Annotated in this window: 23 protein-coding genes; 6 read left to right on the top strand and 17 right to left on the bottom strand. The window is 63.8% G+C overall.

From position 1 onward, the window contains the following. Positions 1 to 40 precede the first annotated feature (40 nt). The gene (locus L5849_RS04085; protein ID WP_115417223.1) at positions 41 to 970 is read right to left on the bottom strand and encodes an SDR family NAD(P)-dependent oxidoreductase; all 930 of its coding nucleotides are present in this window, start codon (positions 968 to 970) and stop codon (positions 41 to 43) included. A gap of 116 nt (positions 971 to 1,086) precedes the next feature. Further along, positions 1,087 to 1,758 (bottom strand): HAD hydrolase-like protein, encoded by a 672-nt coding sequence (locus L5849_RS04080; protein ID WP_236924521.1) that lies wholly within the window; start codon positions 1,756 to 1,758, stop codon positions 1,087 to 1,089. Positions 1,759 to 1,820: 62 nt separating this feature from the next. Here L5849_RS04080 and glmU point away from each other — a divergent pair, with 62 nt between their 5' ends. Next, complete coding sequence (glmU, locus tag L5849_RS04075; RefSeq protein ID WP_236924520.1) at positions 1,821 to 3,182, top strand: bifunctional UDP-N-acetylglucosamine diphosphorylase/glucosamine-1-phosphate N-acetyltransferase GlmU; 1,362 nt, start codon at positions 1,821 to 1,823, stop codon at positions 3,180 to 3,182. Next, positions 3,179 to 3,460 carry an HNH endonuclease gene (locus L5849_RS04070; protein WP_115417220.1) on the top strand — a complete coding sequence of 94 codons (282 nt, stop codon included), beginning with the start codon at positions 3,179 to 3,181 and terminating at the stop codon, positions 3,458 to 3,460. Before glmU ends, L5849_RS04070 begins: the two co-directional genes overlap by 4 nt. A 9-nt stretch (positions 3,461 to 3,469) precedes the next feature. On the opposite strand, the gene L5849_RS04065 is transcribed toward L5849_RS04070, so the two are convergent. The 9 genes from L5849_RS04065 to L5849_RS04025 all read right to left on the bottom strand — a co-directional run bounded on the left by L5849_RS04065 (position 3,470) and on the right by L5849_RS04025 (position 12,794). Then, positions 3,470 to 3,709, bottom strand: a complete 240-nt coding sequence (locus tag L5849_RS04065; RefSeq protein WP_236924519.1) for a hypothetical protein — start codon at positions 3,707 to 3,709, stop codon at positions 3,470 to 3,472. Positions 3,710 to 3,841: 132 nt separating this feature from the next. Beyond that, positions 3,842 to 5,959, bottom strand: a complete 2,118-nt coding sequence (locus L5849_RS04060) for a prolyl oligopeptidase family protein (RefSeq protein ID WP_306664117.1) — start codon at positions 5,957 to 5,959, stop codon at positions 3,842 to 3,844. 68 nt (positions 5,960 to 6,027) lie between these two features. After that, positions 6,028 to 7,521, bottom strand: a complete 1,494-nt coding sequence (locus L5849_RS04055; protein WP_236924518.1) for a glycosyltransferase family 39 protein — start codon at positions 7,519 to 7,521, stop codon at positions 6,028 to 6,030. A gap of 161 nt (positions 7,522 to 7,682) precedes the next feature. Continuing rightward, a complete protein-coding gene (locus tag L5849_RS04050; protein WP_115417217.1) occupies positions 7,683 to 7,940 on the bottom strand; it encodes an ATP synthase F1 subunit epsilon in 258 nt (85 codons plus the stop codon). 4 nt (positions 7,941 to 7,944) lie between these two features. After that, the gene (atpD, locus tag L5849_RS04045) at positions 7,945 to 9,402 is read right to left on the bottom strand and encodes a F0F1 ATP synthase subunit beta (protein WP_236924517.1); all 1,458 of its coding nucleotides are present in this window, start codon (positions 9,400 to 9,402) and stop codon (positions 7,945 to 7,947) included. A gap of 18 nt (positions 9,403 to 9,420) precedes the next feature. Next, positions 9,421 to 9,783, bottom strand: a complete 363-nt coding sequence (locus L5849_RS04040; RefSeq protein ID WP_236924516.1) for a hypothetical protein — start codon at positions 9,781 to 9,783, stop codon at positions 9,421 to 9,423. An 11-nt stretch (positions 9,784 to 9,794) separates the two neighbouring features. Next, on the bottom strand, positions 9,795 to 10,667 hold the full coding sequence (locus L5849_RS04035) for a F0F1 ATP synthase subunit gamma (RefSeq protein WP_236924515.1): 873 nt from the start codon (positions 10,665 to 10,667) through the stop codon (positions 9,795 to 9,797). 30 nt (positions 10,668 to 10,697) lie between these two features. Next, the gene (gene atpA / locus L5849_RS04030; RefSeq protein WP_236924514.1) at positions 10,698 to 12,227 is read right to left on the bottom strand and encodes a F0F1 ATP synthase subunit alpha; all 1,530 of its coding nucleotides are present in this window, start codon (positions 12,225 to 12,227) and stop codon (positions 10,698 to 10,700) included. A 12-nt stretch (positions 12,228 to 12,239) separates the two neighbouring features. After that, on the bottom strand, positions 12,240 to 12,794 hold the full coding sequence (locus L5849_RS04025; RefSeq protein ID WP_115417212.1) for a F0F1 ATP synthase subunit delta: 555 nt from the start codon (positions 12,792 to 12,794) through the stop codon (positions 12,240 to 12,242). Positions 12,795 to 12,963: 169 nt separating this feature from the next. On the opposite strand from L5849_RS04025, the gene L5849_RS04020 reads away from it, so the two are divergent. Then, positions 12,964 to 13,830, top strand: coding sequence for a TauD/TfdA family dioxygenase (locus L5849_RS04020; protein ID WP_236924513.1), 867 nt, complete (start codon positions 12,964 to 12,966; stop codon positions 13,828 to 13,830). Between the two features lie 18 nt (positions 13,831 to 13,848). Here the strand turns inward: L5849_RS04020 and L5849_RS04015 are convergent, their stop codons facing one another. Then, complete coding sequence (locus tag L5849_RS04015; protein ID WP_236924512.1) at positions 13,849 to 15,399, bottom strand: serine protease; 1,551 nt, start codon at positions 15,397 to 15,399, stop codon at positions 13,849 to 13,851. An 89-nt stretch (positions 15,400 to 15,488) separates the two neighbouring features. Between L5849_RS04015 and ada the strand changes: the two genes are divergently transcribed. Beyond that, positions 15,489 to 16,529, top strand: coding sequence for a bifunctional DNA-binding transcriptional regulator/O6-methylguanine-DNA methyltransferase Ada (ada, locus tag L5849_RS04010; protein ID WP_236924511.1), 1,041 nt, complete (start codon positions 15,489 to 15,491; stop codon positions 16,527 to 16,529). Further along, positions 16,526 to 17,266 carry an isocitrate lyase/phosphoenolpyruvate mutase family protein gene (locus L5849_RS04005; protein WP_236924510.1) on the top strand — a complete coding sequence of 247 codons (741 nt, stop codon included), beginning with the start codon at positions 16,526 to 16,528 and terminating at the stop codon, positions 17,264 to 17,266. The genes ada and L5849_RS04005 overlap by 4 nt, the downstream gene beginning before the upstream one ends. A gap of 29 nt (positions 17,267 to 17,295) precedes the next feature. Here the strand turns inward: L5849_RS04005 and L5849_RS04000 are convergent, their stop codons facing one another. The 4 genes from L5849_RS04000 to L5849_RS03985 form a co-directional block, all read right to left on the bottom strand. Further along, entirely contained in the window at positions 17,296 to 18,675 is a 1,380-nt protein-coding gene (locus L5849_RS04000) for an NAD-dependent succinate-semialdehyde dehydrogenase (protein ID WP_236924509.1), read from the bottom strand. A gap of 139 nt (positions 18,676 to 18,814) precedes the next feature. Then, positions 18,815 to 19,717 carry an OmpA family protein gene (locus L5849_RS03995; RefSeq protein WP_174223749.1) on the bottom strand — a complete coding sequence of 301 codons (903 nt, stop codon included), beginning with the start codon at positions 19,715 to 19,717 and terminating at the stop codon, positions 18,815 to 18,817. A gap of 246 nt (positions 19,718 to 19,963) precedes the next feature. Continuing rightward, positions 19,964 to 21,523: a cryptochrome/photolyase family protein gene (locus tag L5849_RS03990; RefSeq protein WP_236924508.1), complete on the bottom strand. Its 1,560-nt coding sequence runs from the start codon at positions 21,521 to 21,523 to the stop codon at positions 19,964 to 19,966. 34 nt (positions 21,524 to 21,557) lie between these two features. Then, complete coding sequence (locus L5849_RS03985; RefSeq protein WP_115417207.1) at positions 21,558 to 22,154, bottom strand: FMN-dependent NADH-azoreductase; 597 nt, start codon at positions 22,152 to 22,154, stop codon at positions 21,558 to 21,560. Between the two features lie 41 nt (positions 22,155 to 22,195). Here L5849_RS03985 and L5849_RS03980 point away from each other — a divergent pair, with 41 nt between their 5' ends. Beyond that, on the top strand, positions 22,196 to 22,621 hold the full coding sequence (locus L5849_RS03980; RefSeq protein WP_236924507.1) for a helix-turn-helix domain-containing protein: 426 nt from the start codon (positions 22,196 to 22,198) through the stop codon (positions 22,619 to 22,621). On the opposite strand, the gene L5849_RS03975 is transcribed toward L5849_RS03980, so the two are convergent. Further along, complete coding sequence (locus L5849_RS03975) at positions 22,618 to 24,783, bottom strand: primosomal protein N' (protein WP_236924506.1); 2,166 nt, start codon at positions 24,781 to 24,783, stop codon at positions 22,618 to 22,620. The two genes, L5849_RS03980 and L5849_RS03975, sit on opposite strands and share 4 nt — an antisense overlap. Between the last annotated feature and the right edge of the window lie 32 nt (positions 24,784 to 24,815).

The following is a 24,815-nucleotide window of genomic DNA, read 5'->3' as shown; positions in this document are numbered from 1 at the left end:
GCCGCAGCACGAGCCCCTTTTGCGAAGCGTATCCGGCAGTTTAGCCGCGGGCGCTGCCCGGCCCGGTGCCGGTGACCTTCTGCATCGCGGTCAGGATTGCGCCCGACTGCTCGCTACCCGATTGCGGGGCCTTGAGGTTCGAGAATTCGCTGATCTTGTCCCAATTGGCGGCGAAACCTTCGACAGTGCGGTCTTCGTCCTTGAGCCAGACGGCGTCGTTCATGACGGTCCAGGCACTGTGGAAGCCGCCTGCGCCCGCGCCGACAATCGCGTTGGTCGGCGCGTCCTCGCTGACGAGGAAGAGCGCGGCCGGGACCACATTCACCGGATCGAACAGCTTGAAGGCTTCTTCGGGGAACAGGTCTTCGGTCATGCGCGTGCCGGCGACCGGCGAAATCGTGTTGACCTTGATATTGTACTTCGCGCCTTCGAGCTGGAGCGTCTTGGTGAGGCCCGCGAGGCCGAGCTTGGCGGCGCCGTAGTTCGCCTGACCGAAATTGCCGAACAGGCCGGTCGACGATGCGGTCATGAGGATGCGGCCATAGGCCTGCTCGCGCATGGTTTCCCAGGCGGCCTTGGCGACATTGGCCGAACCGTTGAGGTGCACGTCGACGACGAATTCGAAATCGTCCATCGTCATCTTGGCGAAGGTCTTGTCGCGCAGCACGCCGGCATTGTTGATGACGATGTGCACGCCGCCCCACTTCTGCTTGGCGTCGGCGACCATTTTTTCCATCTGCTCGAATTCGGTGACCGAGCCGCCATTCGACATGGCTTCGCCGCCAGCCTTCTCGATTTCCTCGACAACCTGCAGCGCCATGTCCGAATGGCCGGTGCCATCGCGCGCACCGCCGAGGTCGTTGACCACGACCTTCGCGCCGCGGCGCGCGAGTTCGAGCGCGTATTCGCGGCCCAGACCGCCGCCTGCGCCGGTGACGATAGCTACCTTGTCCTTGAAATCGATGCTCATGGGGCTGCTCCTGCTTTATCGTTTACGTAAAGGTCAATTGGCGCGTGAGGTGGCACGTTCCCTTCGCACTTGCAACACCGGGTATGGTGGGCCGCGATTCCGTAGCGGCGGGTTGCTTACCCCAAACGGGCAAGCGCTGGAATCAGCTCGGCGAGCGAATCGATCTCGGCATCCGCGCCCAGTTCCCCGCGCGGCTTGTCGCAATAGCCGTAGCGTGCGCCGACCACCGGTACATCGGCGGCGCGTGCCGCCCTGACGTCATAGGAGCTGTCGCCGACGAAGGCGAGGCTGCCACCGCCGCCGCGCCTGATCGCTTCGAAGACCGGGTCCGGCGCGGGTTTGGCGCGCCCCTTGCCCATCGTATCGCCGCCGATGATCGCGACGAAATGCTGCGCAAGGTCCAGCGTATCGAGGATCTGACGGGCGAAACTCTCGAACTTGTTGGTCACCACCGCCATGGCGATCTCGCGTTCGCCAAGCTCGGCCAGCACCTCGCGCGCATGCGGATAGGGCTGTGTGTGGACCGCGTTGTTTGCGGAGTAATAGGCGAGCATCTGCTTGTAGAGCTTGCGGAATTCGTCGTCCGGCAACCCGCCCTGCCGATCGACCGCCTGCTTGAGCATGATCTTGGCCCCGCCGCCGATCAAGTCGCTTGCATGGTCGGCGGGGACCGGGTCGAAACCGCCCAGTTCGAGCGCATGGTTGACGGCCGCACCGAGATCGCGATGCGTTTCGAGCAGGGTTCCGTCGAGGTCGAAGCCGATGATGGCGAATGGCAGGTCGGTCATTGGCGCAAGCGGTGAAGGATGGTCCTTCAAACTGCAAGCGATTGGTGGCAAGGCGCTTCGTCATGAACACGAACCGCGATTTCGCCGCCATCATCCTTGCCGCGGGCAAGGGCACTCGCATGAAAAGCGACCTGCACAAAGTGCTCCACCCCATTGCGGGGCATCCGATGCTGCTGCACCTGCTCGACAGTTTCGCCGAGCTCGATCTCAAGCGTACCGTGGTCGTGGTCGGCGACAAACGCGAACAGTTGGACGCGGCGCTGGCCGACCGGGGCGTGACAACCGCGCTTCAGGAACCGCAATTGGGCACGGCGCATGCGGCCCTGCAGGCACGCGCCGCGCTCGAAGGATTCTCCGGCCATATCCTGGTCTGCTTCGGCGATTGCCCGATGGTCCGCGCCGATACCGTGCGGCGGCTCATCGCGGCGCTCGACGAAGGGGCCAAGGTCGCGGTTCTCGGTTTCCGTCCCGCCGATCCACTCGCCTATGGCCGCATCATCGCAGATGCGGACGGCACAGTCGCCAAGATGGTCGAATACAAGGACGCGAATGACGAGGAACGCGCCTGCGACCTGTGCAATTCGGGCCTGATCGTGGCGCATTCGGACGACATGTGGCCGCTGCTCGACGCGGTCGACAACGACAACGCGCAGGGTGAATATTATCTGCCCGACGTTGCCACAGGGGCGATTGCGCGGGGCGACACGGTGAAGGTGATCGAGACCGACGCCGATGAGGTTGCGGGAATCAACTCGCGCGCCGAACTGGCAGCGGCCGAGGCGCAATGGCAGGCGCTCAAGCGCGAGGAAGCGATGGCTGGCGGCGCATCGCTCAAGGCGCCCGAGACCGTGTTTTTCAGCTGGGACACCGAACTGGGCCGCGATGTGACGGTCGAGCCCAACGTCGTCTTCGGTCCCGGTGTCAGCGTGGCCGATGGCGCGACCATTCGCGCGTTCAGCCATCTCGAAGGCGCCAGCGTGGGTGAAGGCTGCTCGGTCGGCCCCTACGCCCGCCTGCGGCCCGGCGCGGTGATGGGGAAAGACAGCAAGGTCGGCAATTTTGTCGAGATGAAAAAGGCCACGCTTGGGGAAGGTGCCAAGGCGAACCACCTGACCTATCTGGGCGATGCCGAGGTGGGGGCGGGCGCCAATATCGGCGCGGGTACGATCACCTGCAATTACGACGGCTATTTCAAATACAAGACCGTGATCGGCGAGCGTGCCTTCATCGGCTCGAACAGCGCGCTCATCGCCCCGGTGCGGATCGGGGCGGATGCGATCGTCGCCGCGGGCAGCGCGGTCAGCCGGGATGTCGGCGATGGCGACCTGCGCGTGGTGCGCGGCGATCAGGTGGTGAAGCCCGGCTGGGCCGACCGCTTCCACGACGCGATGAAAAAGAAGAAAGCGGCGGAGAGGAAAGGCTGAGCGAACCGGTAGATCCCGCCTGCTGGTTGTGCGAACGCCGGTTGGGTCGCAAGGTCCAGCATCATCACCCGGTGCCGAAGGCAAAGAAGGGGCGTGTGACGGTGCCGGTACATCCGATCTGCCACCGTGCGATCCACGCCAATTTCAGCAATGCCGAACTGGCGCGGATAGGCGAAGATCGAGGAGCGCTGCTCGCCCACCCATCGATTGCGAAATTCGTGCGATGGGTGGCCGACAAGCCGCCCGATTTCCATGCGCCGACCCGGGGGCCACGCTGAGTTCGATCGTCAGTCGAGGAACTGGCCACCCGCTTCACCAAGCGACGCCCAGCGAATGACCACTCCGTGTTCCTCGCCCCCGTAGCTGAGACGATACCCGCCGCCGCAGGGTATGCCGCGCGGGACCGTCAGCCGAAAGCCATCGCTCGAAACATCGACGATCGTGCAGGCGATGTCCTCTATACGCTCGCCTCGCAGAATGGCGGCCTCGCTAACGGCAATCCGGGGTTTATGGACTAGGCTGATCATTGTAGTTCGCATCTCCATGCGTGAAATCGTCGGATGCGACCCCTTCTCGCGCGGACATAGGCCGCGTCGATTGCCGAAGCGTTAAATTGGAACAGGCGGAGGGCGCCGGTCCGGCCCCCTCCGCGGCTCCTGTCAGTCCGCCAGCCGCTGGAGCAGATAGATCATCTGCAGTGCCTGGATTTTGGCGCGCTGTTCATTGTCGACGCCGCCCGAATGGCCACCGGTCATGTCCTCGAAGTAGAAATAGTCCTGCCCGAGTTCCTTTACGCGCGCCGCGCCCTTGCGGGCATGGGCGGGATGCGTCCGGTCGTCGGCGGTCGAGGCCCAGAAGAACGGGGCGGGATAATCCTTGCCTTCGAGCAGCTTCTGATAAGGTGAATAGGGCTCGATCCAGGCGCGCTGTTCGTCCACGCGGGGATCGCCATATTCGCCGGTCCACGAAGCGCCGCGTCCGATCAGGTGATAGCGCAGCATGTCGAAAAGCGGGATCTGCACGATCGCCGCATTGAACAGATCGGGCCGCTGGGTGAAGGCCGTGCCGACCAGCAGGCCGCCCTGGCTGCCGCCCTGAATGCCCAGATGCTCGGCCGAGGTGATGCCTCGTGCGATCGCGTCTTCCGCGATGGCAATGAAGTCGTCCCAGGTGCGCTGCTTGTTCTCGCGAATCGCGCTCTGGTGCCAGCCGGGGCCGAATTCACCACCGCCGCGCATATTGCCGAGGATGTAGGCCCCGCCGCGCTCGAGCCAGATCTTGCCGATCGAACCGAGATAGGAGGGCAGGCGCGGGACCTGGAAGCCGCCGTAGCCGGTCAGCAGCGTGGGATTGGTCCCGTCCATCACCATGCCCTTGGGCTTGACGAGGAAATAGGGGATTTTCGTCCCGTCGGCGCTGGTCGCCTCGAACTGTTCGACTTCCATGCCCTGCGCATCGAAATAGCTGGGCGAAGTCTTGATGATGTCGGGCGCGCCGCTGCCATCCGAATAGTACAGCGTCGAGGGTGTCAGGAAATCCGTGACCGAGTACATGATTTCGTCCGAGCCGTCGGACGCGGCAACCACGCCCACGGTCGAATTGTCGGGCAGGCCGATTTCACTCGATACCCACTCTCCGTCGACATGATCGAATTTGAGCACGCGCCCGCGGACATTGTCCAGCAGGCTGACGTAAAGGCTTTCGCTGGTGTTCGCCGCCCCTTGTTTGGTCTGCTTGTCCTCGGGCGCCCAGACCAGCGTCTTGGCCGCGCCGTTGGGATCCGCCTTGAATTCCTCCAGATCGACCGAGACGAGCGCGTCGGCGGGGAAGGTCTGCCCCTGCGTTTCCCAGTCCACATCAGTCGAGAACAAGAGCTGCCCATCGATCAGACCATAGGGAGAGGCCTTGAGCGGTATGTCCAGCCGCAGCCACTCCCCATCATGCTGCCAGTAATACTCGGTCTCGTGGAAACTGACCGCGCGGAAGGCATAGTAGCCATGGGCAGTGCCGGTATGGTCGCGCAGCAGCGTGGCGCCCGACCATACGTCGGTCTCCTCACCGCGCCAGATTTCCTGCGCCTCCTCGATCGATGTGCCGCGCTTCCAGACGCGGGTGGTGCGTGGATACTGGCTTTCGGTCAGGGTACCTTCGCCGAAATCGCGGCTGACGAGCAGCGTGTCCTTGTCCACCCACTGGATGCCGCCCTGGCTTTTCTCATCGAGCACGAAGCCATTCTCGACGAAGCTCCCGGTCGCCATGTCGAATTCGCGCAGCACAGTGGCATCCTCGCCTCCGTCGGACAGGGCGATCATGCACAGGCGTTCTTCGGGCGGCAGGCATTGATAGCCCTTATAAACCCACTCGCGCCCCTCGGCCTCCGCCAGGGCATCGACATCGAGCACGGTTTCCCATGCCGGATTGTCGCTGCGGTAGCTTTCCAGCGTGGTACGGCGCACCAGACCGCGCGGGTTCTCCTTGTCCTGCCAGAAATTATACAGGCCATCCGGGCGGATCGAGACATAGGGAATCCGATCCTCGCTATCGTAGATCTCCAGAGCTTCGGCCTTGACGGCTTCGAAGCGAGAGTCGCCCGCCAGCAATTCCATCGTCCGCTCGTTCTCTGTGCGGACCCAATCCAGCGCCCGATCGCTGCGGGCCTCCTCGAGCCAGATGTAGCTGTCTTCCTCGGGGCCGGGAATGCCATCCTGCGCGGTGGCGGGCGTGTCGGTTGCAAGCGTCATGACAGCCGCCATGGCCAGCGCGGATGCGAGTTTCAAGGTCGTGTCTCCCGATTTTTCGAGAGACTATGTGCCGTTTGTTCAAGTGGGCGGCAACCCCTTGTCGATCAACGGCTACTGTCCATCAGATCGCGTCGCAACCAGACCCTGAGGCCGCGATCATGGATACGCTGTTCGGCGATGACGACATAGCCGCGCGGCAGAGCGGTTTGGACATGGGCGAGAACCTGTTCGTTCTGGACCGTGAAGGGCCGGTCAGCCGTGACTATCACCGGCGGGCGTGTGCCGAGAATGCGACGGACCTCGTCGATCTGTAGCAGGCCGAGCGAACCACGTTCGAGCGCATTGTTGAGATGGTCTGGATAAATCAGCCTCGTCGGCAGGCAGCTCTCCGTGGTCGTGTAGAGCGCCGTGGGGCCATCGAAGACCCATAAACAGGCGCTGTTGCTGTCGACATGGGGGCTGATGGCCGCAACGAGTTTTTCCATCGCGGCGCGGTGGCTCTGCGAAGCCTCGAACCGTTGGGGAAGGTAAAGAAGGCCAGCGCTGGCGATCATCGCAGCGAGCAGCGGAGCCATCCCCAACGGGCCGCGCCCGTCGAGAAAGGGGAGCGCTACCAGCAACACCGCCGGGACCAATGCAGCGAAGTAATAAGCATAGACGGTCGATGGCAGGAAGACAGTTGCAAGCGCTGCCCCCAACATGCCCCAGAAGAAAGTGTAGGTGAGGCCATCCTCGGGCACCTTCATTCGGAAACGAGCGTAAAGGCCGGATATGGTCAAGACCATCAGCGGAAGCAGGAAGATTGCGTAATCGTCGGCGAAGCGTCCCATAGGAGCAGGCGCGCGCAAGAAGAAGCTGACGAAATTGGCGAACCAGAATTCTTCCCACCCACCGATGGCAAGGTAGAACAGGCCGACCCCTATCGTAGGAAGCAGGCCGAGCGCTGCGAAACCGGCGGCGATCTCTACTAGCTGAGATAGCGTGCGTCCCGCGCGATATTGGCCCCAAAGCGCCCACAGGCCGAAGAAAACGCATTGCGGGAAGACAGTGTATTTCACCTGCAGGGCCAGCCCGCCGATCAGCATTGCGAACCAGGCGCGCCTCAGCGCATTGGGATGCCGGATATCGCGCACCAGCAGCGCCATGGCGAGCATGGCAGGCACGTGGAACGCTTCTGTCTGGGCCGAGTGCGACCCGTAGATCGTCATCAGAACGATATAGAGAAGAGCCGCCACCGTCGCGGTGCCCCTATCGACAAGGAGCAGCGCCAGGCGGCGCAGCAGCAGGGCGCCGATCACGATCAAACCCGTCGCCATGAGCTGATAGGACCAGGGGGCGGGCAGACCGCTCGCATCGGCCAGTCCAAATAGCAGGAACAGGCCGAAGGGTTTGCGGTCCCACAGATCGACGAAAGGCAGTTGGCCTTGCAGCATCTGGCTGCCGATCAGCGCATATAGCTGTTCGTCGATATCGGCGTTGTGATCGCCCAGGAAGGGAAGGCGCACCACAAGCGCGCCCAAGGTCAACAGGGCGACGAGCCACAACGCGCCACGCGATGCTCCGGACTTGGGCGTGGAATCCGCCCTATCAAGGCTCATCGCCGTCATCTGTCCGACCGTACCCCCACCGTGATTGCGAGCAGTCCCTCGCATCTCGTGGTTAATTATCGGTTGCCGAGCGGATCAATAGCGCCAGCAAAACGACGAAGGGCGGCCCTGCGCAGGGCCGCCCTTCACTTGTCTGCTATGGCGGAGAAGCCTTAGCTCTCGACGTGTTCGGCAAGGACCGTCAGCCCCTTGTCGCCGACTTCGGCGAAGCCGCCGCGAACCTCGATGGTTTCCGGGGCGGCGCCGTCGGTCTTGTAGACCTGCACCGCACCGTCGCGGATCGTCGACATGAAGGGCGCATGGCCCTCGAGCACGCCGAATTCGCCTTCCGCGCCCGGAACGACCACCATGTGGACGTCTTCGGAGCGGACCAGCTTGGCCGGCGTGACGAGTTCGAAGTGGAGGGCCATGTCCTTACGAGTCCTCGGCCAGGCGCTTGGCCTTCTCGACCGCCTGGTCGATGCCGCCGACCATGTAGAAGGCAGCTTCCGGCAGGTGGTCGTATTCGCCTTCGACGACAGCCTTGAACGACTTGATCGTGTCTTCGAGCTGGACGAACACGCCCGGGATGTTGGTGAAGACCTCGGCAACGTGGAACGGCTGCGAGAGGAAGCGCTGGATCTTGCGGGCGCGGGCTACGGTCAGCTTATCTTCTTCCGACAGTTCGTCCATGCCGAGAATGGCGATGATGTCCTGCAGGCTCTTGTACTTCTGCAGCGTTTCCTGGACCTTACGAGCGGTCTCGTAGTGCTCTTGGCCGACGACGCGCGGCTCGAGAACGCGGCTGGTCGAATCGAGCGGGTCGACGGCCGGGTAGATGCCCAGCTCCGAAATTGCGCGGCTCAGCGTGGTCGTAGCGTCCAAGTGGGCGAACGAGGTTGCCGGGGCCGGGTCGGTAAGGTCGTCGGCGGGAACGTAGATGGCCTGGACCGAGGTGATCGAACCCTTGGTGGTCGAGGTAATGCGTTCCTGCAGATTGCCCATGTCGGTCGACAGCGTCGGCTGGTAGCCCACGGCCGAAGGAATACGGCCGAGCAGCGCCGACACTTCCGAACCGGCTTGCGTGAAGCGGAAGATGTTGTCGACGAAGAACAGAACGTCCTGGCCTTCCTGGTCGCGGAAGTATTCCGCCATGGTCAGGCCCGAGAGAGCAACGCGGGCACGCGCGCCCGGAGGCTCGTTCATCTGGCCGAAAACGAGAGCCACCTTCGAACCTTCGCTGGTGGCATTGCCGTCGGCGTCCTTGGCGATAACGCCGGCGTCGAGGAATTCGTGGTAGAGGTCGTTACCTTCACGGGTACGCTCGCCCACACCGGCGAAGACGGACACACCGCCGTGACCCTTCGCGATGTTGTTGATGAGTTCCTGGATGAGCACGGTCTTGCCCACGCCGGCGCCGCCGAACAGGCCGATCTTGCCGCCCTTTGCGTAAGGTGCGAGCAGGTCGATGACCTTGATGCCGGTGACCAGAATGGCCGCTTCGGTCGACTGGTCGACGAAGAGCGGGGCTTCGGCGTGGATCGGGCTGGTGCTTTCGGCACCGATCGGGCCGCGCTCGTCGATCGGTTCGCCGACGACGTTCATGATGCGGCCGAGCGTCTTCGGGCCGACGGGGACCGAGATCTGTGCGCCGGTGTTGACGACTTCCTGGCCGCGAACGAGGCCGTCGGTGCCGTCCATCGCGATGGTACGCACGGTGTTTTCACCGAGGTGCTGGGCGACTTCGAGAACCAGCGTATTATCGCCGTTCTTGGTTTCGAGAGCGGTCAGGATCGCCGGCAGTTCGCCGGGGAACTGGACGTCGACGACGGCGCCGATGACCTGGCTGATGGTGCCGTTGGGCGATTGGTTGAGTACGGGTGCGGTGGCCATGATATCTATCCTACTGGCTCAGGAGTCTGCGAGGGTGGCGCCGTGTTCGGCGCAGATGGCGGCGGCATCGGCGAGGTTCCAGCCGGTGCTGTCTTCATTGACTTCAAGCTGCGCCTTGTTGCGCATGTATTCATCGTCGCCCAAACCGAATTCGCAGCTCACGACATCGGATCCCATGGCACGCTTGCACATGGCGACGCTGACGGGTTCCGCGCCTTCGCAGGTTTCGGCGAAGACCGTTTTGAACAGGGCTTCGTCCGGTGCCGGCGGCGTATTGGCGGGTTCGGGCGAGACGACCTGTTCGGGAACAGGTTCGGCAGCGGGCTCTTCGCCGCAAGCGGCGAGCAGGGCAAGGGGGAGGATGAGGGTGAGATTTTTCACGTCGATAGTCCTTATAGCGCTTCGGCGCCGGCAATGATTTCGATCAGTTCGGTAGTGATCGCGGCCTGGCGGCTGCGGTTGTACTGGATCGTCAGCTTGTTGATGAGATCGCCCGCATTGCGCGTGGCATTGTCCATCGCGGTCATCGAGGCACCCTGTTCGGAGGCTTCGCGTTCCAGCAGGGCACCGAATAGCTGCGTCTTGACGTAGCGCGGAAGCAGCTCCTCGAGAATTTCCTCTTCGCCCGGCTCATATTCGACCACGGCATCGCCGCCGGTGCCTTCGTCTTCGGGCGAGGGGACGGGGATCAGTTGGTCGACGGTCGGGTCTTGCGCCAGCGCCGACTTGAAAATCGGGTAGACGAGGTGGGCGACGTCGAATTCCCCCTTTTCGAAACGTTCGATCAGATCGTCGGCAATGGCCTCGGCTTCCTCGAAACCCGGCTGACGCACGTTCGAGGTATCGAAGTGCTTTTCGATCCGCTCAGCGTAGTCGCGCTTGATCGGGGCGCGGCCCTTCTTACCCACGAGGTAGAAGGTGACGTCCTTGCCTTCGCCGATCAGCTTCGATGCCTTGGCCTTGGCGGCCTTGACGATATTGGCGTTGAGACCGCCGCACAGGCCCTTGTCGGTGTTGACCACGACCAGCAGGTGGCGCTTGTCCGAACCGGTGCCCTGAAGCAGCCTGGGTGCGCTGTCGCCGCTTACCTTGCCGGCGAGCGAGGCCATCACGCCCGCCAGCCGTTCGGCATAGGGACGCGCGGCTTCGGCAGCCGCCTGCGCACGGCGCAACTTGGCCGCCGCGACCATCTGCTTGGCCTTGGTGATCTTCTGGGTCGATTTGACCGAGTTGATCCGGCCCTTGAGTTCCTTGAGGCTAGCCATTTCGGCTCCCTATCTTCGTGTCTCGTGGGCTTAGGCGAACTGCTTGGCGAAGGTCTTGAGCGCGTCGACGACCTTGTTCTTGGTGTCGTCTTCGAACTTGCCGGTGGTGCGGATCTCTTCGAGCACATCGGCATGTTCGGCGCGCATGAAGCTCAGCATCTGGGCTTCGTAGTCCGTCACGCGGTCGACCGGAACATCGTCGATATAGCCATTGGTGCCGGCGAAGATCGACACGGTCTGCTCTTCGAACGGCATCGGCGAGAACTGCGGCTGCTTGAGCAGCTCGGTCAGGCGCGCACCGCGGTTGAGCAGCTTCTGCGTCGCGGCGTCGAGGTCCGAGCCGAACTGCGCGAAGGCAGCCATTTCGCGATACTGCGCGAGGTCGAGCTTCATCGAGCCCGAAACCTTCTTCATCGCCTTGGTCTGGGCGGCACCGCCCACACGGCTGACCGACAGGCCGACGTTGATGGCCGGACGGATGCCCTGGTAGAACAGGTCGGTTTCGAGGAAGATCTGGCCGTCGGTGATCGAGATTACGTTGGTCGGAATGTAAGCCGACACGTCGCCTGCCTGCGTTTCGATGATCGGCAGCGCGGTCAGCGAGCCGCCACCCTGCGACTTGTTCATCTTGGCCGCACGCTCGAGCAGGCGGCTGTGGAGGTAGAACACGTCGCCCGGATAGGCTTCGCGGCCCGGAGGACGACGCAGCAGCAGCGACATCTGGCGGTAGGCGACGGCCTGCTTCGAAAGGTCGTCGTACACGATCACCGCGTGCATGCCGTTGTCGCGGAAGAATTCGCCCATCGCGGCGCCGGTGTAGGGCGCGAGATACTGCAGCGGAGCGGGCTCCGAAGCGGTCGCGGCGACGACGATGGTGTATTCCATCGCGCCGTTTTCTTCGAGCTGCTTGACGATCTGCGCGACCGTCGAGCGCTTCTGGCCGACGGCGACGTAGATACAGTAGAGTTTCTTGCCTTCATCGTCCGAAGCGTTGACTTCCTTCTGGTTGATGAAGGTGTCGATCGCGACGGCGGACTTGCCGGTCTGGCGGTCGCCGATGATCAGTTCGCGCTGGCCGCGGCCAACAGGAACGAGGGCGTCGATGGCCTTGAGGCCCGACTGCACCGGTTCGCTGACCGATTCACGCGGGATGATGCCGGGAGCCTTCTGCTCGACCAGGCGCCGTTCGGTGGTTTCGATCGGGCCTTTGCCATCGATCGGATTACCGAGAGCGTCGACCACGCGGCCGAGCAGTCCTTTGCCGACGGGGACGTCCACGATGGTGTTGGTGCGCTTTACGCTGTCGCCTTCGCCGATTTCCTGGTCGGAACCGAAAATAACGGCACCGACATTGTCGGCTTCGAGGTTCAGCGCCATGCCCTGAACGCCGTTGGCGAATTCGATCATCTCGCCGGCCTGGACGTTGTCGAGGCCGTGGATGCGGGCAATACCGTCACCCACCGACAGCACGGTACCGACTTCGCTGACTTCGGCTTGGGTACCGAAATTGGCGATCTGGTCCTTGATGACCTTGGAGATTTCTGCGGCGCGGATATCCATGAGTTTTGTCCTTTAAGCCTTCATGGCCTGGGAAAGCGAATTGAGACGGGTGCGGATCGAGCCGTCGATGCGCTTCGATCCGATGGTGACGACGAGGCCGCCGAGGAGCTCGGGATCGACCTTGGTAGAAAGTTTGACCGTGCGGCCTTCGCGGGCCGTCAGCTTGGTCTTGAGCGCATCGAGCTGCGCATCGGTCAGCGCGTGGGCGCTGGTGACTGCGGCAGTCACTTCGCCGCGCTGGGCGGCGGCGATCGCGCGGAAAGCGCGGATTACCTGCGGCAGCTGCGACAGGCGGCGGTTCTGTGCCAGCACGCCGAGGAAGTTCTGCGTCAGCTCGGACACGCCGAGAATGGCGGAGACGCCCCACAGTGCCTTCTGCGCGGCATCGCGCGAAACCTTGGGGTTGGTGGTGACGGCGGCGAGCTCGGCCGATTCGGCGAGCGCGGCCTCGACCTTGTCGAGGTCCGATTCGACTGCGGTCACGGTTCCGTTTTCGCTAGCGAGATCGAACAGGGCCGAAGCGTAACGCCCTGCCAGGCTAGCCTGAATACCGGCGGAAATATCCACGCGCTTGAGGTCCTCTCGGGTCCGGAAGAAAAGTCTGTGCGATCCTTGCCGAGTTGGGCAGACAGGAGTCGCCCGGCAAGGTCGGCGCGCGCCTAGCAAAGCCCCCCGTCAATGGCAAGCCGAGTCCGGCTAGGGAATCTGGACTCCGCCTGTAAGGGGCGTAGATTGCGTGGCACAAAGCAACCATTCGCATGGGAGAGAGGCAATGGAGATGGTGGCACTGGCCCCGAAATGCGGGGTCGAGATTACAGGGGTGAGTTTGGCCGAGGCGGGCGGGGCAACGCTCGATGCGATCAGGCATGCGATCTACACTCACGGAATTGCGCTGTTTCGCGGGCAGGAGGATTTCACTCCGCAAGCGCATATTGCCTTCGCCAGGCGTTGGGGCGGGATCGACATCAACAATTACTTTCCGTTGACCGACGAACATCCGGAAATCGCCGTGGTCAGGAAGCGCGCCGATCAGGTCACCAATATCGGCGGCGGATGGCACACCGATCATTCCTACGATCAAGTGCCGGCCATGGGCTCGATCCTGGTCGCGCGGACTCTTCCACCGAGCGGAGGCGACACATTATGGGCGCATATGGGCGAAGCCTATGACGCGCTGCCCGACGATCTCAAGACCGAGATCGAAGGGCTCGAGGCCTATCACACCGCCGACCATATATATGACGAGGGCGGGCTTTATGCGAAGACCGACATGGGCGGCGATTTGCGTGGCCAGGCGCTCAAGACCGGCGCGAGGCACCCGATCGTGATCCGTCACCCGCAGACCGGCCGCAAGCTGCTCTACGTCAACAGTGCCTTTACGGTGAACATCGTCGGCCGGAGCCGCGAAGAGAGCTTGCCGCTGCTACAGAAACTCTATGCGGCCGCCACTGCGGCGGACAATACCTGCCGCGTGGCGTGGGAACCGGGTTCGGTCGCGATCTGGGACAATCGCACGACCTGGCATCTGGCGATGAACGATTATCAGGGCCACGCCCGCGAGATGCACCGTATCACGCTGACCGGCGAACCGCTGGCTGCGTGAGGCTGCGCGGATTGGCGGCTAGGGCCGCCGTGCGCCGCATTCATAGACCAGCCGTTCATTGGCTTGCCGGGGCAGCTTGCCGAGGACTTCCGTTTGCATCTCGCCGAGTTGCGCGGAGGCTTCCTCGACCCCGCATTGGGGGGCCTCGTACTTGCCGCGCGCCTCGCGGGCCTCGTTCATGGCCTTGCGCGACAGAAGATAGCGTTCGGTGCGGAAGATGCGTCGGTCGGGGTCGAAGCTGTTGACCGACACCGCGTCTTCGGAATTGGGTACGAAAACGCGGCTCCAGGTGCCCCCCGAATACCCATATTGCGTTCGGCTGTTGACACAGCCGTCTGCGGTCCAGTCGAATTCTATGTCTTCGACCTGGGCACTGGTGACCCGGCTGCGTTCGGGCACGAGAGTGCATGTCAGCGCGAGATCGCCCGATGCAGACATCCCCGCCTCTTCCGGATCATCCTCCCCGGCCTGCATGGCGGCGGCGACACGGCGGTCGATTTCGTCGAGGCCGGGGCGGGTGAGATAGGCGGCAAGCGCGGCGAGCACGATTGCGGCGGCTGCCCCTCCGACCATTCTCAGGCGGGTTTCGTCGCGCTCTTCTTCGTCTTTCCGCCACAAGGCCATGGCCCATTGCCCCAAGCCGAAGGCGATCAGCAGCAGGACGATGGAGAGAAACAGACGATCTTCGCGTTCGGTCATGACCCCCTGTTCGGCTTCGAGGAGGGCGCGTTCGCGCTTTTCGCGCTGCGCTTCGAAACGCTGCGCGAGATCGGCGCGCGCGGTCATCTGTTCGCGCTGCAACCGCTCGCGCTCGGCCGCGTCGAGATCGGCCATGGAACGGCAGGCGGAGCTGTTGACGCGCGGCTCGACGTCGTTGGCGCGCAGGAAAGGCACCATTTCGCGGTTCGATACCGCGAAGAAAAACTCCGCATCGCCGCCATCGCTGTCCGCGCCAAAGCTGTTCACCCCCACCACGCGGCCGCAGGGATCGAGCAGCGGACCGCCCGAACTGCCGCGTGCGATGGGTGCCGTGTGGAGGATGGTGTCGAACTGGCGGCTAGGCCGCGCGCCCGAAATGAAGCCGCGGCTTTTCACCGGCGGCTGGCTGCGAAAGATGTCGTTGAAATCCAGCCCCTGCGCCCGGTCGACATTCATCGGATAGCCCACGCTGGTGACTTCGCCGCTGTCGGGCGGTGCGCCGCCGGCCAGGGCAAGCGGGGGCAGGCGCAAATCGCCGGTGATGCGGATCAGCGCCAGATCGTTGCGCGCGCTCACCGCCAGCGCCTGGCCATAGACGGCTTCGCCGCCGCCGCTCGGAATAATGCCGATTCTAAGCTCGCCATCGCGCAGCGCATCGCGCACCACATGGGCATTGGTGACGACCCGGTCGGCGGCAACGGCAAAACCGGTCCCGTGGCTGATCGGAAGCAGTTCGCCATTGTCTTCGCCGATAATGACCACGCGCACCACGCCGCGCGCGGCAGCGTCGATGTCGGCCGGTTCGGCCAGCGCGAGCGCGGGAGCGATTAGTGCGAGAAGCGCGGCGAGAAGTGCAGGGAGGCGTCTCATTTGCGCGCCTTGTGACGATCATTGGCTTTGATCGCAAGCTGCGGGATGCGAGGCAGTCGATCGGCGCGCAAAAGGATTGCATTTACGCTATGGAGAATATCGTGACGATCACCGACGATATAGCCTGGGCAGCCGTCTTGCGCCGCGATCGCGCCTTCGACGGGCGCTTCGTGACCGGCGTGTTGACAACCGGCATCTATTGCCGCCCCTCCTGTGCGGCGCGGCATCCATCGCGCGGGAACGTGCGGTTCTTCGCCGATGGCGCGGCGGCGCGTGCGGCGGGGCTACGCGCCTGCAAGCGCTGCCTGCCGGACGATGTCGGACGCGACGAGGCGGCGGTGCTGGCGGCGATCGACGAAATTCGCGGCGCCGAGGACGCGCCTTCGCTGGCGGCGCTGGCCCAGCTCACCGGCTATTCGCCGACTCATTTCCAGCGCGTGTTCAAGCGCGCGATCGGGCTGTCGCCTGCCGCCTATGCCCGCGCGCTGCGTGAAGAGCGCGCGCGCGATGCGCTGGCCGCGGCCGATAGCGTGACCGGCGCGATTTACGAAGCAGGCTATGGCTCCGCCTCGCGCTTCTATGACGATACGAAAGGACGATTGGGCATGATGCCGAGCGACTGGCGCGATGGGGGCAGGGGCCGCATCATCCACTGGACCCTCGTCGATACAACGCTCGGCAGCATGCTTGTCGCCGCGACCGAAAAGGGCGTGTGCTGCCTCTCTTTCGACGAGGGCGAGGAGGAACTGCGCGCGCGTTTCCCCAATGCCGCGCTGGTCGAAGCGGGCGATGAGTTCCGCAGGCTGTTCGAACAGGTCACCGCCGCGGTCGAGCAGCCCGTCAATGCCACCACCGCAGAGATCCCGCTCGACGTGAAGGGCACCGCTTTCCAGCAACGCGTGTGGCAGGCGCTGCGCGAAATCCCGGCGGGTGAGACGCGTAGCTATGGCGAACTCGCCGCCGCACTCGGCAATCCCAAGGCGAGCCGCGCGGTCGGCGGCGCGAATGGGGCGAACAACATCGCCGTGCTGATCCCCTGCCACCGCGTGATCGCTGCCGATGGCGGGCTGGGCGGCTATGCCTATGGCACAGAAATCAAAGCCGAGCTGCTGAGAAGGGAAACGAAATGACGAGCAAGATCGAGCAATTCCGGGCGCTGCATGCGCCAGGCAAACCGCTGGTGCTGTACAATATCTGGGATGCGGGCAGCGCGCGGGCCGTCGCCGAAGCGGGGGCCAGTGCGATCGCAACGGGCAGCTACGGCGTGGCCGAAGCCAATGGCCTCAAGGATGGCGAGACACTTCCGCTCGATATCGTGCTGGAGAATTTGCGCCGCATTCTCACGGTTACCGACCTGCCGGTCACGATCGACATGGAAGCAGGCTATGGCGATACGCCCGCCGAGGTGGGCCGATCTGTCGGCAAGGCATTCGATCTTGGTGCCGCGGGCATCAACATCGAGGACCGGATGCCGGGCGAAACCGAACTGCTATCCGTAGACGTGGCGGCCGAGCGTGTCGCTGCAGCCGCAGCAACCGGCATTCATGTCAATGCCCGTACCGACGTTTATCGCGGCGTCGACCCGGCGGACTATTCGCCCGAGATGATCGAGGCCGTGCTGACCCGCGCGAGGGCCTATGCCGAAGCCGGAGCGGGAAGCCTGTTCGTCCCCTTCCTCGGCGACCATCCGACCATTCGCGCGATCTGCCAAGGGGCGTCCCTGCCGGTCAACGTCTTGTGGGCGCCGGGCCGCGGGACGACCGCCGAGCTTGCCGATTTGGGGGTCGCGCGGATCAGCTACGGGCACCAGCCCTGGGGCTGGGCCATGGAGAAGCTGGCCGAGGATGCCAGGGCGATCTACACCTGATAGCCTTGGCGTGCGCCGACAGCCAGGCGTCACTCCGCGCCGACGAAGATCGCCTTGGCATTGGCGAATTCCTTGATGCCGAAGCCGCCGTGTTCGCGCCCGTAGCCGGAATTCTTCACCCCGCCGAACGGCATTGAGGGATCGGCCACGCCATAGGTGTTGATGAACACCATTCCGGTGTCGAAATGCGTCTTGGCGAGTTCGATCGCGCGGTCGGTATCGCCGCATAATATTCCGCCGCCGAGACCGTAGCGGCTGTCATTGGCGAGCCGCATCGCGTCTTCATCGTTCTTGGCGCGGATGACGCTGGCGACGGGGCCGAAAATCTCGTCGTCATAGGCAGGCTGTCCGGGGGCGACATCGATCAGCACGGTGGCGGGGTAAAAGGCGCCGGGGCCGTCCGGGATTTCGCCGCCGCAGGCGATTCGGGCACCCTTCTCGACCGACTGGTCGACCTGTTTCTGCACGTCCTCGCGCAGGTCCCTGCGCGCCATCGGCCCCATATCGCTGTCTTCGGCCAGCGGGTCGCCGATCCTGGTCGCCTCGAACTTTGCGACGAATTTCTCGAGGAAGGCGTCATAGACCTTGTCGGTCACGATGAACCGCTTGCCGTTGATGCAGGTCTGGCCGTTATTGTAGAGCCGCGCCCGCGCGCAGACCTCCGCCGCCTTGTCGATATCGGCATCTTCCAGCACGAGATAGGCATCGTTCGAACCGAGTTCGAGCACCAGCGGCTTGAGCACCTTGCCCGCCGCTTCCGCAATATGTTTGCCCGCGCCATCTGAGCCGGTCAGCGTCACGCCGCGAACCTTGTCGTGTTCGACGATCGCATCCGAGGTATCGTGATCGATGACGAGCACGGTGAAGAGGTTTTCGGGCAGGCCGCCTTCGGCGAAGATCTCGGCGATCTTGAGCCCGCTGCCGGTGCAGTTCGATGCGTGTTTCAGCACTACCCCATTTCCGGTCATGAGATTGGCAATGGCATAGCGGATCACCTGATAGGCGGGGAAATTCCACGGCTGGACGCCATAGATCACACCGATCGGCGAATAGGTGACGATACCGCGCCCCGCATTGTTCGGATCGCGCTGCTCGTCGGCCAGTTCCCTGGGGCCGTTGGCGGCAGTATAGTCGCAGATCGCGGCGCACAGTTCGACCTCGTCGCGGCTGTCGCCGATCAGCTTGCCGACCTCTTCGGTCATCAGCCGGGCGAGCTCTTCCTTGTGGTCGCGCAGCGCCTTGCCGAGATTCTTGATCACCTGTGCGCGATCGTCGAGGCTGCGCAGGCGCCACTGCTCGAAGGCGGCGTGGCATTTGTCGACCGCAGCGCAGGCTTCTTCGCGCGAAAGCCTGCTGTAAGTTGCGATTTCTTCGCCGGTGGCGGGATTGACGGTGGTTATATCGGACATGAGGCCCTTTCCTATCTGCCTTGCAATGGAAAGGGTCGAGACGCCTCGACGTTCCGGCGACACCCCCTATGACGACGCGCGCAAAAAAGGGACGGGCGATAGGCTCGCCCGTCCCACAAACTGCAACCACCCGGTCCGGTCAGAGCCCGGCCTGCATCCCGTCGACGCTCTTGCTGACGAGGATGTTCACCGCCACGCGGCGGTTCTGCGCCTTGCCGGCTTCGGTCGTGTTATCGGCTGCCGGGTCGGCCTCGGCCATGCCGGTGGGAACCATCATGCGATAGGGCTTCCAGCCGCATTCCTGCTGGAGGAAGTTCACGACGCGCGTGGCACGCTTTTCGCTCAGTTCCTGATTGTATTCATAGTCGCCGACCGAATCGGTGTAGCCGACCACGAGCAGCAGCGCATTGTCGGTCGATTGCGCTTGCTGGGCGGTCTGGCACAGCTCGTAACGCGCTTCTTGCGACAGGTTGTACTTGGCCGTGTCGAAATAGACGTTGGTCGTGCCCTTGATGTTGTATTCGTCGATATTGGCGACGCGGCCGCGCAATGCCTCGGTTGCCGCTTCATTGGCGGTAAAGCGCTGGTCGGTTCCGGTGTGGATCATTTGCGCGGTTTTGAGATCACGCGATTTGACCGCCACCTTGGTGGCAATCAGACCGCGATCGGCCCACTCGACCGTCTCGACATCCACCGGCAAGCCGTTGAGCAGGTCGGCCTCGGTCAGCGCGTCTTTGTCGAGACCGAGGAACCCGCCGCTGCTGCGGATTTCCGTCGCCGGGCTTATTGCCACCACGGTGCGCGTACCATCGATGCCGGTGATCTGAATTTTGTTGTCCTTGCGGGCCGAGATCACGCCTTCGAACTCCGGCCCTTCGGGCATGTCCGAAAGATCGCTGGGCGTATGGCCGGTGACGGTCGTCAGAACTTCGCCCTGCCGGTCGTCATAGCTCGCTTGCGCTTCAAGCTCCTGCGCCATTGCCGGGGCGGCTAGCAGACCGATTGCGGCAAACGTAGCTGTGCCGGTGGAAAATGCGTTCATCTGTATACTCCTCATTCGTGATCCCGCCACGCGACCGGTACGGCTGAAAGGAAAAGGCGCCGGGAGCCTTGCGCGAGCGGAATGGTGAACCGTCTCCGGTCCCCGTGATGTGAACGAGCGGCTCTGGGGCCGCAGCTGCGCGCCGGTTGTCCACCTCAACCTGTCGGTCGGATGAACAATTACGGCGAAATAGTGACGAAGGCGGATGGCGCGAGGGAGCGCTGCGACGAGCCGTTTTCCGGACCGTCAGTCCTTTCGCGCCCATCCGGACCGGGCCGGTTCGAGCGAGTCAAGGAACACGTCGGCGCTGCGGAGATAGTCCTGCTGGCGTTCATCGCCCATGCGATCCCAGGTGGCGTAAATCCGGCCGATGCGGTGGTTCTTCTCTAGGCGATCGCGGTGACGGTGCATGAAATGCCAATAGAGCGGGTTGAACGGGCAGGCGCCTTCGCCGGTCTTCTTGGCTGGCGAGTATATGCAGCCCGAGCAGTAGTTACTCATCTTGTTGATGTAATTGCCACTGGCTGCATAAGGCTTGGAGGCGAGCTTGCCGCCATCGGCATAGAGGATCATCGCGGCGACATTGGGCAGTTCGACCCATTCATAGGCATCGGCATAGACGACCAGATACCAGTCCTGCACCTCGCGCGGACTGATGCCTGCCAGAAGCGCGAAATTGCCGAGCACCATCAGCCGCTGGATATGATGCCCATGGGCATTGTCGCGCGTGGTTCGGATGCAATCGGCAAGGCAGGCCATGTCGGTTTCGCCGGTCCAGTAGAACTCGGGCAGACCGCGCTGGGCATTCAGGGCGTTGGCCTTTTGCAGTTGCGGCATCTGGTGCCAGTAGAAGCCGCGCACATATTCACGCCAGCCGATGATCTGGCGAATGAAACCCTCGACCGAATTGAGCGGGGCCTTGCCGTCTTGATACGCCTTCTCCGCGCGCCGACACAGCTCCAGCGGATCGAGCAGGCCGAGATTGATGCTGGTCGATAGCATGGAGTGGAACAGGTCGTCCTCGCCCGCGACCATCGCGTCCTGATAGGGGCCGAAACACTCGATCCGCTCGGCGAAGAAGGCATCGGCGGCTTCCTCGGCTTCCTCGCGGGTGACGGGCCACTGGAAAGTGTCGAGGCTGCCGAAGTGGTCGCCGAAGCGCTCTTCCACGAGTTCGATGCATTCCTGCGTGATGGTATCGGGCTCGAACTTGGGCCGTTCGGGAGCCGACAAGCCTTCCTTGGGCGGCTTGCGGTTCTCGCTGTCGTAATTCCACTCGCCGCCTTCGGGCTTGTCGCCATCCATCAATAGGCCGGTCTTGCGGCGCATTTTGCGGTAGAAGAACTCCATGCGGAGTTCCTTCCTATCTTCCGCCCATTCGTCGAACTCGGCCTGCGAGCAGACGAAGCGATCATCCCGCAGGATGTCGACCTCGCAGTCGAATTTGTCGGCCCACTGGTCCATGTCCTCGCGAACCCGCCATTCGCCCGCCTCGACCACGCTCACGAGGCGCGGAGAGTGCTTCTCGATAGCGCGGGCGACCTCGCCCGTGAAGCTGCCGGCGTTGTCAGTATCGTCGAGCTTGACGTAATCCACGGTCCACCCCGCTTCGCGCAATTCTTCGGCGAAGTGGCGCATGGCGGAAAAGATCAGGACGATCTTCTGCTTGTGGTGCTTGACGTAGGTCGCCTCGTCCCAGACCTCCATCATCAGGATGACGGTGTCGTCCTTGGTCCGCCCGCGAAGCGAGGCGAGGGTGCGGGTCAGTTGGTCGCCGAGGATGGGAACGAGGACGGGGCGGGACATGGTTTTTCCAATGCCCGGCCCGTCCATTCGTGCCTTACAGCGCGGCGATTTCCTGCTTCGCCGCTTCCATGCCTGCCGCGATGGCATCGGGGCCGTAGCCCGCTTTCTCGACACGGACGAAGTGGAGGTCGTCCACGCCGATGAAGCCGAAGAACGTCGACAGCAGGCTTTCCTGGTTCTCGGCCATCTGGTCGTTCGAATATTCGCCGCCGCGTGCCGAGGCGACCACGACCTTGCGACCGCCGGCGAGGCCTTCGGGTCCGTTTTCGCCATACTGGAAGGTCACGCGCGGCACGCCCAGCCGGTCGAGCCAGGCCTTGAGCTGGCTCGGGATCGAGAAATTGTACATCGGCGCGCCGACGATCACGACGTCGCTGGCGAGGAATTGGTCGAGCACCGCCTTCTGTTCCGGATAGGCGGCCTCGACCGCCTCCTCGTGCGTCTCGGGCGGAGTGCGGATCGCGCTGGTTGTGATCGGGTCGATATGCGGCAGGGGCTCGGCCACAAGGTCGCGGGTGACGACCTTGGCGTCGGGATGCTTTGCAGTGAAATGTGCCAGCAGCTCACCGGTAAGCTTGCGGCTGATGGACTGATCGCCCGTGGTCGAACTGTCGATGCGAAGGATTTGCATTCAAGTATCTCCGTAGTTACTCTTGATAACCTGGAGGCCATATGGAAACTGCAACCCGTCCCGCGCAAGAAGGCACTTTGCCGTCAGATAGGAACACCGGTGTAACCCTCGAAGTCCACGACGCGCCGCAATGTTCCGCGGTCAACGATATCCTCGCGCGCGTGGGAGACAAGTGGTCGGTGCGCGTGGTGATGGCACTGGAAGGCGGATCGCGCCGCTTCAATCAGTTGAGGCGCGACATTCCAGCCATCTCGCAGCGCATGCTGACCCGCACGCTGCGCCTGCTGGAACGCGACGGCCTCGTCAGCCGCACGGTCACGCCGAGCGTCCCGCCGCGGGTGGACTACGCACTGACACCGCTCGGCGAATCACTATGCGATCCCGTCGCACGGCTCGGCAATTGGGCGATCGCCAACATCGGCAGGGTCGAAGCCGCCCGTGCGGTGTTCGATGGCGAGCAGGACTAGACGAAACTGTAGGGATCGATGTCCACCGCCACGCGCACGCCGGGCGGATGGTCGACCTGCCGCAGCCAGTGGCGGATGACGTCCTGCAAGTGCACGCTGCGCCGCGCGTTGATGAGGAAACGATAGCGGTAGCGGCCGCGCAGCAGCGCCATCGGGGCTGGCGCAGGGCCGAGGATCACGCATTCGGCGACACTGGGACGAAAAGCGCCGATGCGGTTTGCTGCCTCGCGCGCTTCGGCATCGTCCTCGCTCGAAATGATAATCGCTGCCCAACGCCCGAAGGGCGGGGCGCCAGCCTCGCGCCGCATCTCGGTTTCGGCGGAATAGAAGGCGTCGCGGTCTCCGGCGGCGAGCGCGGCGATCACCGGCGCTTCGGGATGGCGTGTCTGGATCAGCACCTCGCCCGGTTTCGATCCGCGCCCCGCGCGCCCCGCGACCTGTGCCACCTGCTGGTAGGTTCGCTCGCCCGCGCGCAGATCGCCGCCTTCCAGGCCCAGATCGGCATCGACCACCCCGACCAGCGTCAGCTCCGGAAAGTGGAATCCCTTGGTGACCAGTTGTGTGCCCACGATCACATCGATCTCGCGCGCCTCGACCGCAGCGATGAATTCCGCCGCACGTCCGGGCGAATTGAGCGTGTCCGACGTCGCGACGAAGACGCGCGCCTCGGGCAGGCGCTCGGCAACCTCGTCGGCAATGCGCTCGACGCCGGGGCCGCAGGCGACGAGGCAATCGGGCTCGCCGCATTCGGTGCAGGCCTGCGGTGCGGGGGCCTCGTGCCCGCAATGGTGGCAGGCGAGGCGGCGGGTGAAGCGGTGTTCGACCAGCCAGGCGCTGCAATTGGGGCATTGATAGCGAAAGCCGCAATTGCGGCACAGTGTCAGCGGCGCATAGCCGCGGCGGTTCAGGAACAGCAGCGATTGTTCGCCGCGCGCGAGCCGTTCCTCGATCCCGTCGACCAGGCGTTGGGCAAGCCACATGCCCTGCGGGGGCTTCTCCTCGGTCAGGTCGATCGTGTCGATGCTGGGTAATTGTGCCCCGCCGAACCGGCTGGGCAGGTCGATTTTGGTATAGACCCCGCTCTCGGCCATCTGCAGGCTTTCGAGCGCTGGCGTTGCGCTGGCAAGGACCACCGGCACCTTCTCGAAATGCCCCCGCATCACCGCGACGTCGCGGGCATTGTAGCGCACGCCGTCTTCCTGCTTGAAGCTGGTCTCATGCGCCTCGTCGACGACGATCAGGCCGAGCTGCGCGAAGGGGAGGAACAGCGCCGAACGCGCGCCGACGACGACCTGCGCCGAACCGTTGGAGACCGCGCGATAGGCGCGGCGGCGCTCGGTTGATTTAAGCGAGGAATGCCACAGCACGGGCGATGCGCCGAAGCGCTCTTCGAAGCGGTGGAGGAAATTCTCCGTCAAGGCGATTTCGGGCAGCAGCACGAGTACTTGCCGTCCCATATCGAGTGCCTCGGCGACGGGCTCGAAATAGGTCTCGGTCTTGCCCGATCCGGTCACTCCGTCGAGAAGGAAGGGGGCGAACTCCGCCTTGCGAACGGCCTCGGCGAGAATGTCCGAGGCCGCGCGCTGCTCTGCACTGAGTTCCACATGGGCGAAATCGGGGCGGGCCGCGTCATAGGGGCGGTCGCAATCGACCTCGACCGGCTCGAGCACACCCTGATTGACGAGGCCCCGCAGGACGGCTTCGGATACCCCGGCGATACCCGCCAGTTCGCGGATGTTGGCCTGCTCTCCCTCGAGCGCTTCCATTGCCCTTTCCCGCTGCGGGGTCATGCGTTCGGGCATGCCGCCGGTCAGGCGATATTCGGTCATGGTGGCCGGACCCTTGAGAGCACCGCCCGACGACAGCGCCATGCGCGCCACGCTGGCCAGCGAGGCGACATAGTAATCGGCTGTCCATTCGATCAGGCGGCGCAGCGGCGCGGAGAGCGGGGGGATCGGGAGCAATCCCCTCAAGTTCCGCAGCTTCTCTGCCGGAACCTCGGCGCCGGGCAGCCGTTCAGCTTCCCAGACGATCCCGATCACAGTGCGCGGCCCGAGCGGGCATTCGACCACCGATCCGGGCTCGACATACAGACCCTCGGGCACCTTGTAATCCAAGGGGCCGAGAGCGGCATTGAGGACGAGGCAGCGCACGCGGTTCATGGCCGAGCCATATGGGCGGCGGCAGGCGTGCG

The organism is Erythrobacter sp. SN021 (assembly GCF_021864455.1).
Note: the sequence above shows the minus strand (reverse complement) of the source record. Positions and strands in the feature narration are given on the sequence as shown.

What these genes read in the sequence shown, in the direction of transcription:
- L5849_RS04085 (WP_115417223.1), bottom strand. Translation starts at nt 970, where the DNA reads ATGAGCATCGATTTCAAGGACAAGGTAGCTATCGTCACCGGCGCAGGC.
- L5849_RS04080 (WP_236924521.1), bottom strand. Translation starts at nt 1,758, where the DNA reads ATGACCGACCTGCCATTCGCCATCATCGGCTTCGACCTCGACGGAACC.
- glmU (WP_236924520.1), top strand. Translation starts at nt 1,821, where the DNA reads ATGAACACGAACCGCGATTTCGCCGCCATCATCCTTGCCGCGGGCAAG.
- L5849_RS04065 (WP_236924519.1), bottom strand. Translation starts at nt 3,709, where the DNA reads ATGATCAGCCTAGTCCATAAACCCCGGATTGCCGTTAGCGAGGCCGCC.
- L5849_RS04055 (WP_236924518.1), bottom strand. Translation starts at nt 7,521, where the DNA reads ATGAGCCTTGATAGGGCGGATTCCACGCCCAAGTCCGGAGCATCGCGT.
- L5849_RS04050 (WP_115417217.1), bottom strand. Translation starts at nt 7,940, where the DNA reads ATGGCCCTCCACTTCGAACTCGTCACGCCGGCCAAGCTGGTCCGCTCC.
- atpD (WP_236924517.1), bottom strand. Translation starts at nt 9,402, where the DNA reads ATGGCCACCGCACCCGTACTCAACCAATCGCCCAACGGCACCATCAGC.
- L5849_RS04035 (WP_236924515.1), bottom strand. Translation starts at nt 10,667, where the DNA reads ATGGCTAGCCTCAAGGAACTCAAGGGCCGGATCAACTCGGTCAAATCG.
- atpA (WP_236924514.1), bottom strand. Translation starts at nt 12,227, where the DNA reads ATGGATATCCGCGCCGCAGAAATCTCCAAGGTCATCAAGGACCAGATC.
- L5849_RS04015 (WP_236924512.1), bottom strand. Translation starts at nt 15,399, where the DNA reads ATGAGACGCCTCCCTGCACTTCTCGCCGCGCTTCTCGCACTAATCGCT.
- ada (WP_236924511.1), top strand. Translation starts at nt 15,489, where the DNA reads ATGGAGAATATCGTGACGATCACCGACGATATAGCCTGGGCAGCCGTC.
- L5849_RS04005 (WP_236924510.1), top strand. Translation starts at nt 16,526, where the DNA reads ATGACGAGCAAGATCGAGCAATTCCGGGCGCTGCATGCGCCAGGCAAA.
- L5849_RS04000 (WP_236924509.1), bottom strand. Translation starts at nt 18,675, where the DNA reads ATGTCCGATATAACCACCGTCAATCCCGCCACCGGCGAAGAAATCGCA.
- L5849_RS03995 (WP_174223749.1), bottom strand. Translation starts at nt 19,717, where the DNA reads ATGAACGCATTTTCCACCGGCACAGCTACGTTTGCCGCAATCGGTCTG.
- L5849_RS03990 (WP_236924508.1), bottom strand. Translation starts at nt 21,523, where the DNA reads ATGTCCCGCCCCGTCCTCGTTCCCATCCTCGGCGACCAACTGACCCGC.
- L5849_RS03985 (WP_115417207.1), bottom strand. Translation starts at nt 22,154, where the DNA reads ATGCAAATCCTTCGCATCGACAGTTCGACCACGGGCGATCAGTCCATC.
- L5849_RS03980 (WP_236924507.1), top strand. Translation starts at nt 22,196, where the DNA reads ATGGAAACTGCAACCCGTCCCGCGCAAGAAGGCACTTTGCCGTCAGAT.
- L5849_RS03975 (WP_236924506.1), bottom strand. Translation starts at nt 24,783, where the DNA reads ATGAACCGCGTGCGCTGCCTCGTCCTCAATGCCGCTCTCGGCCCCTTG.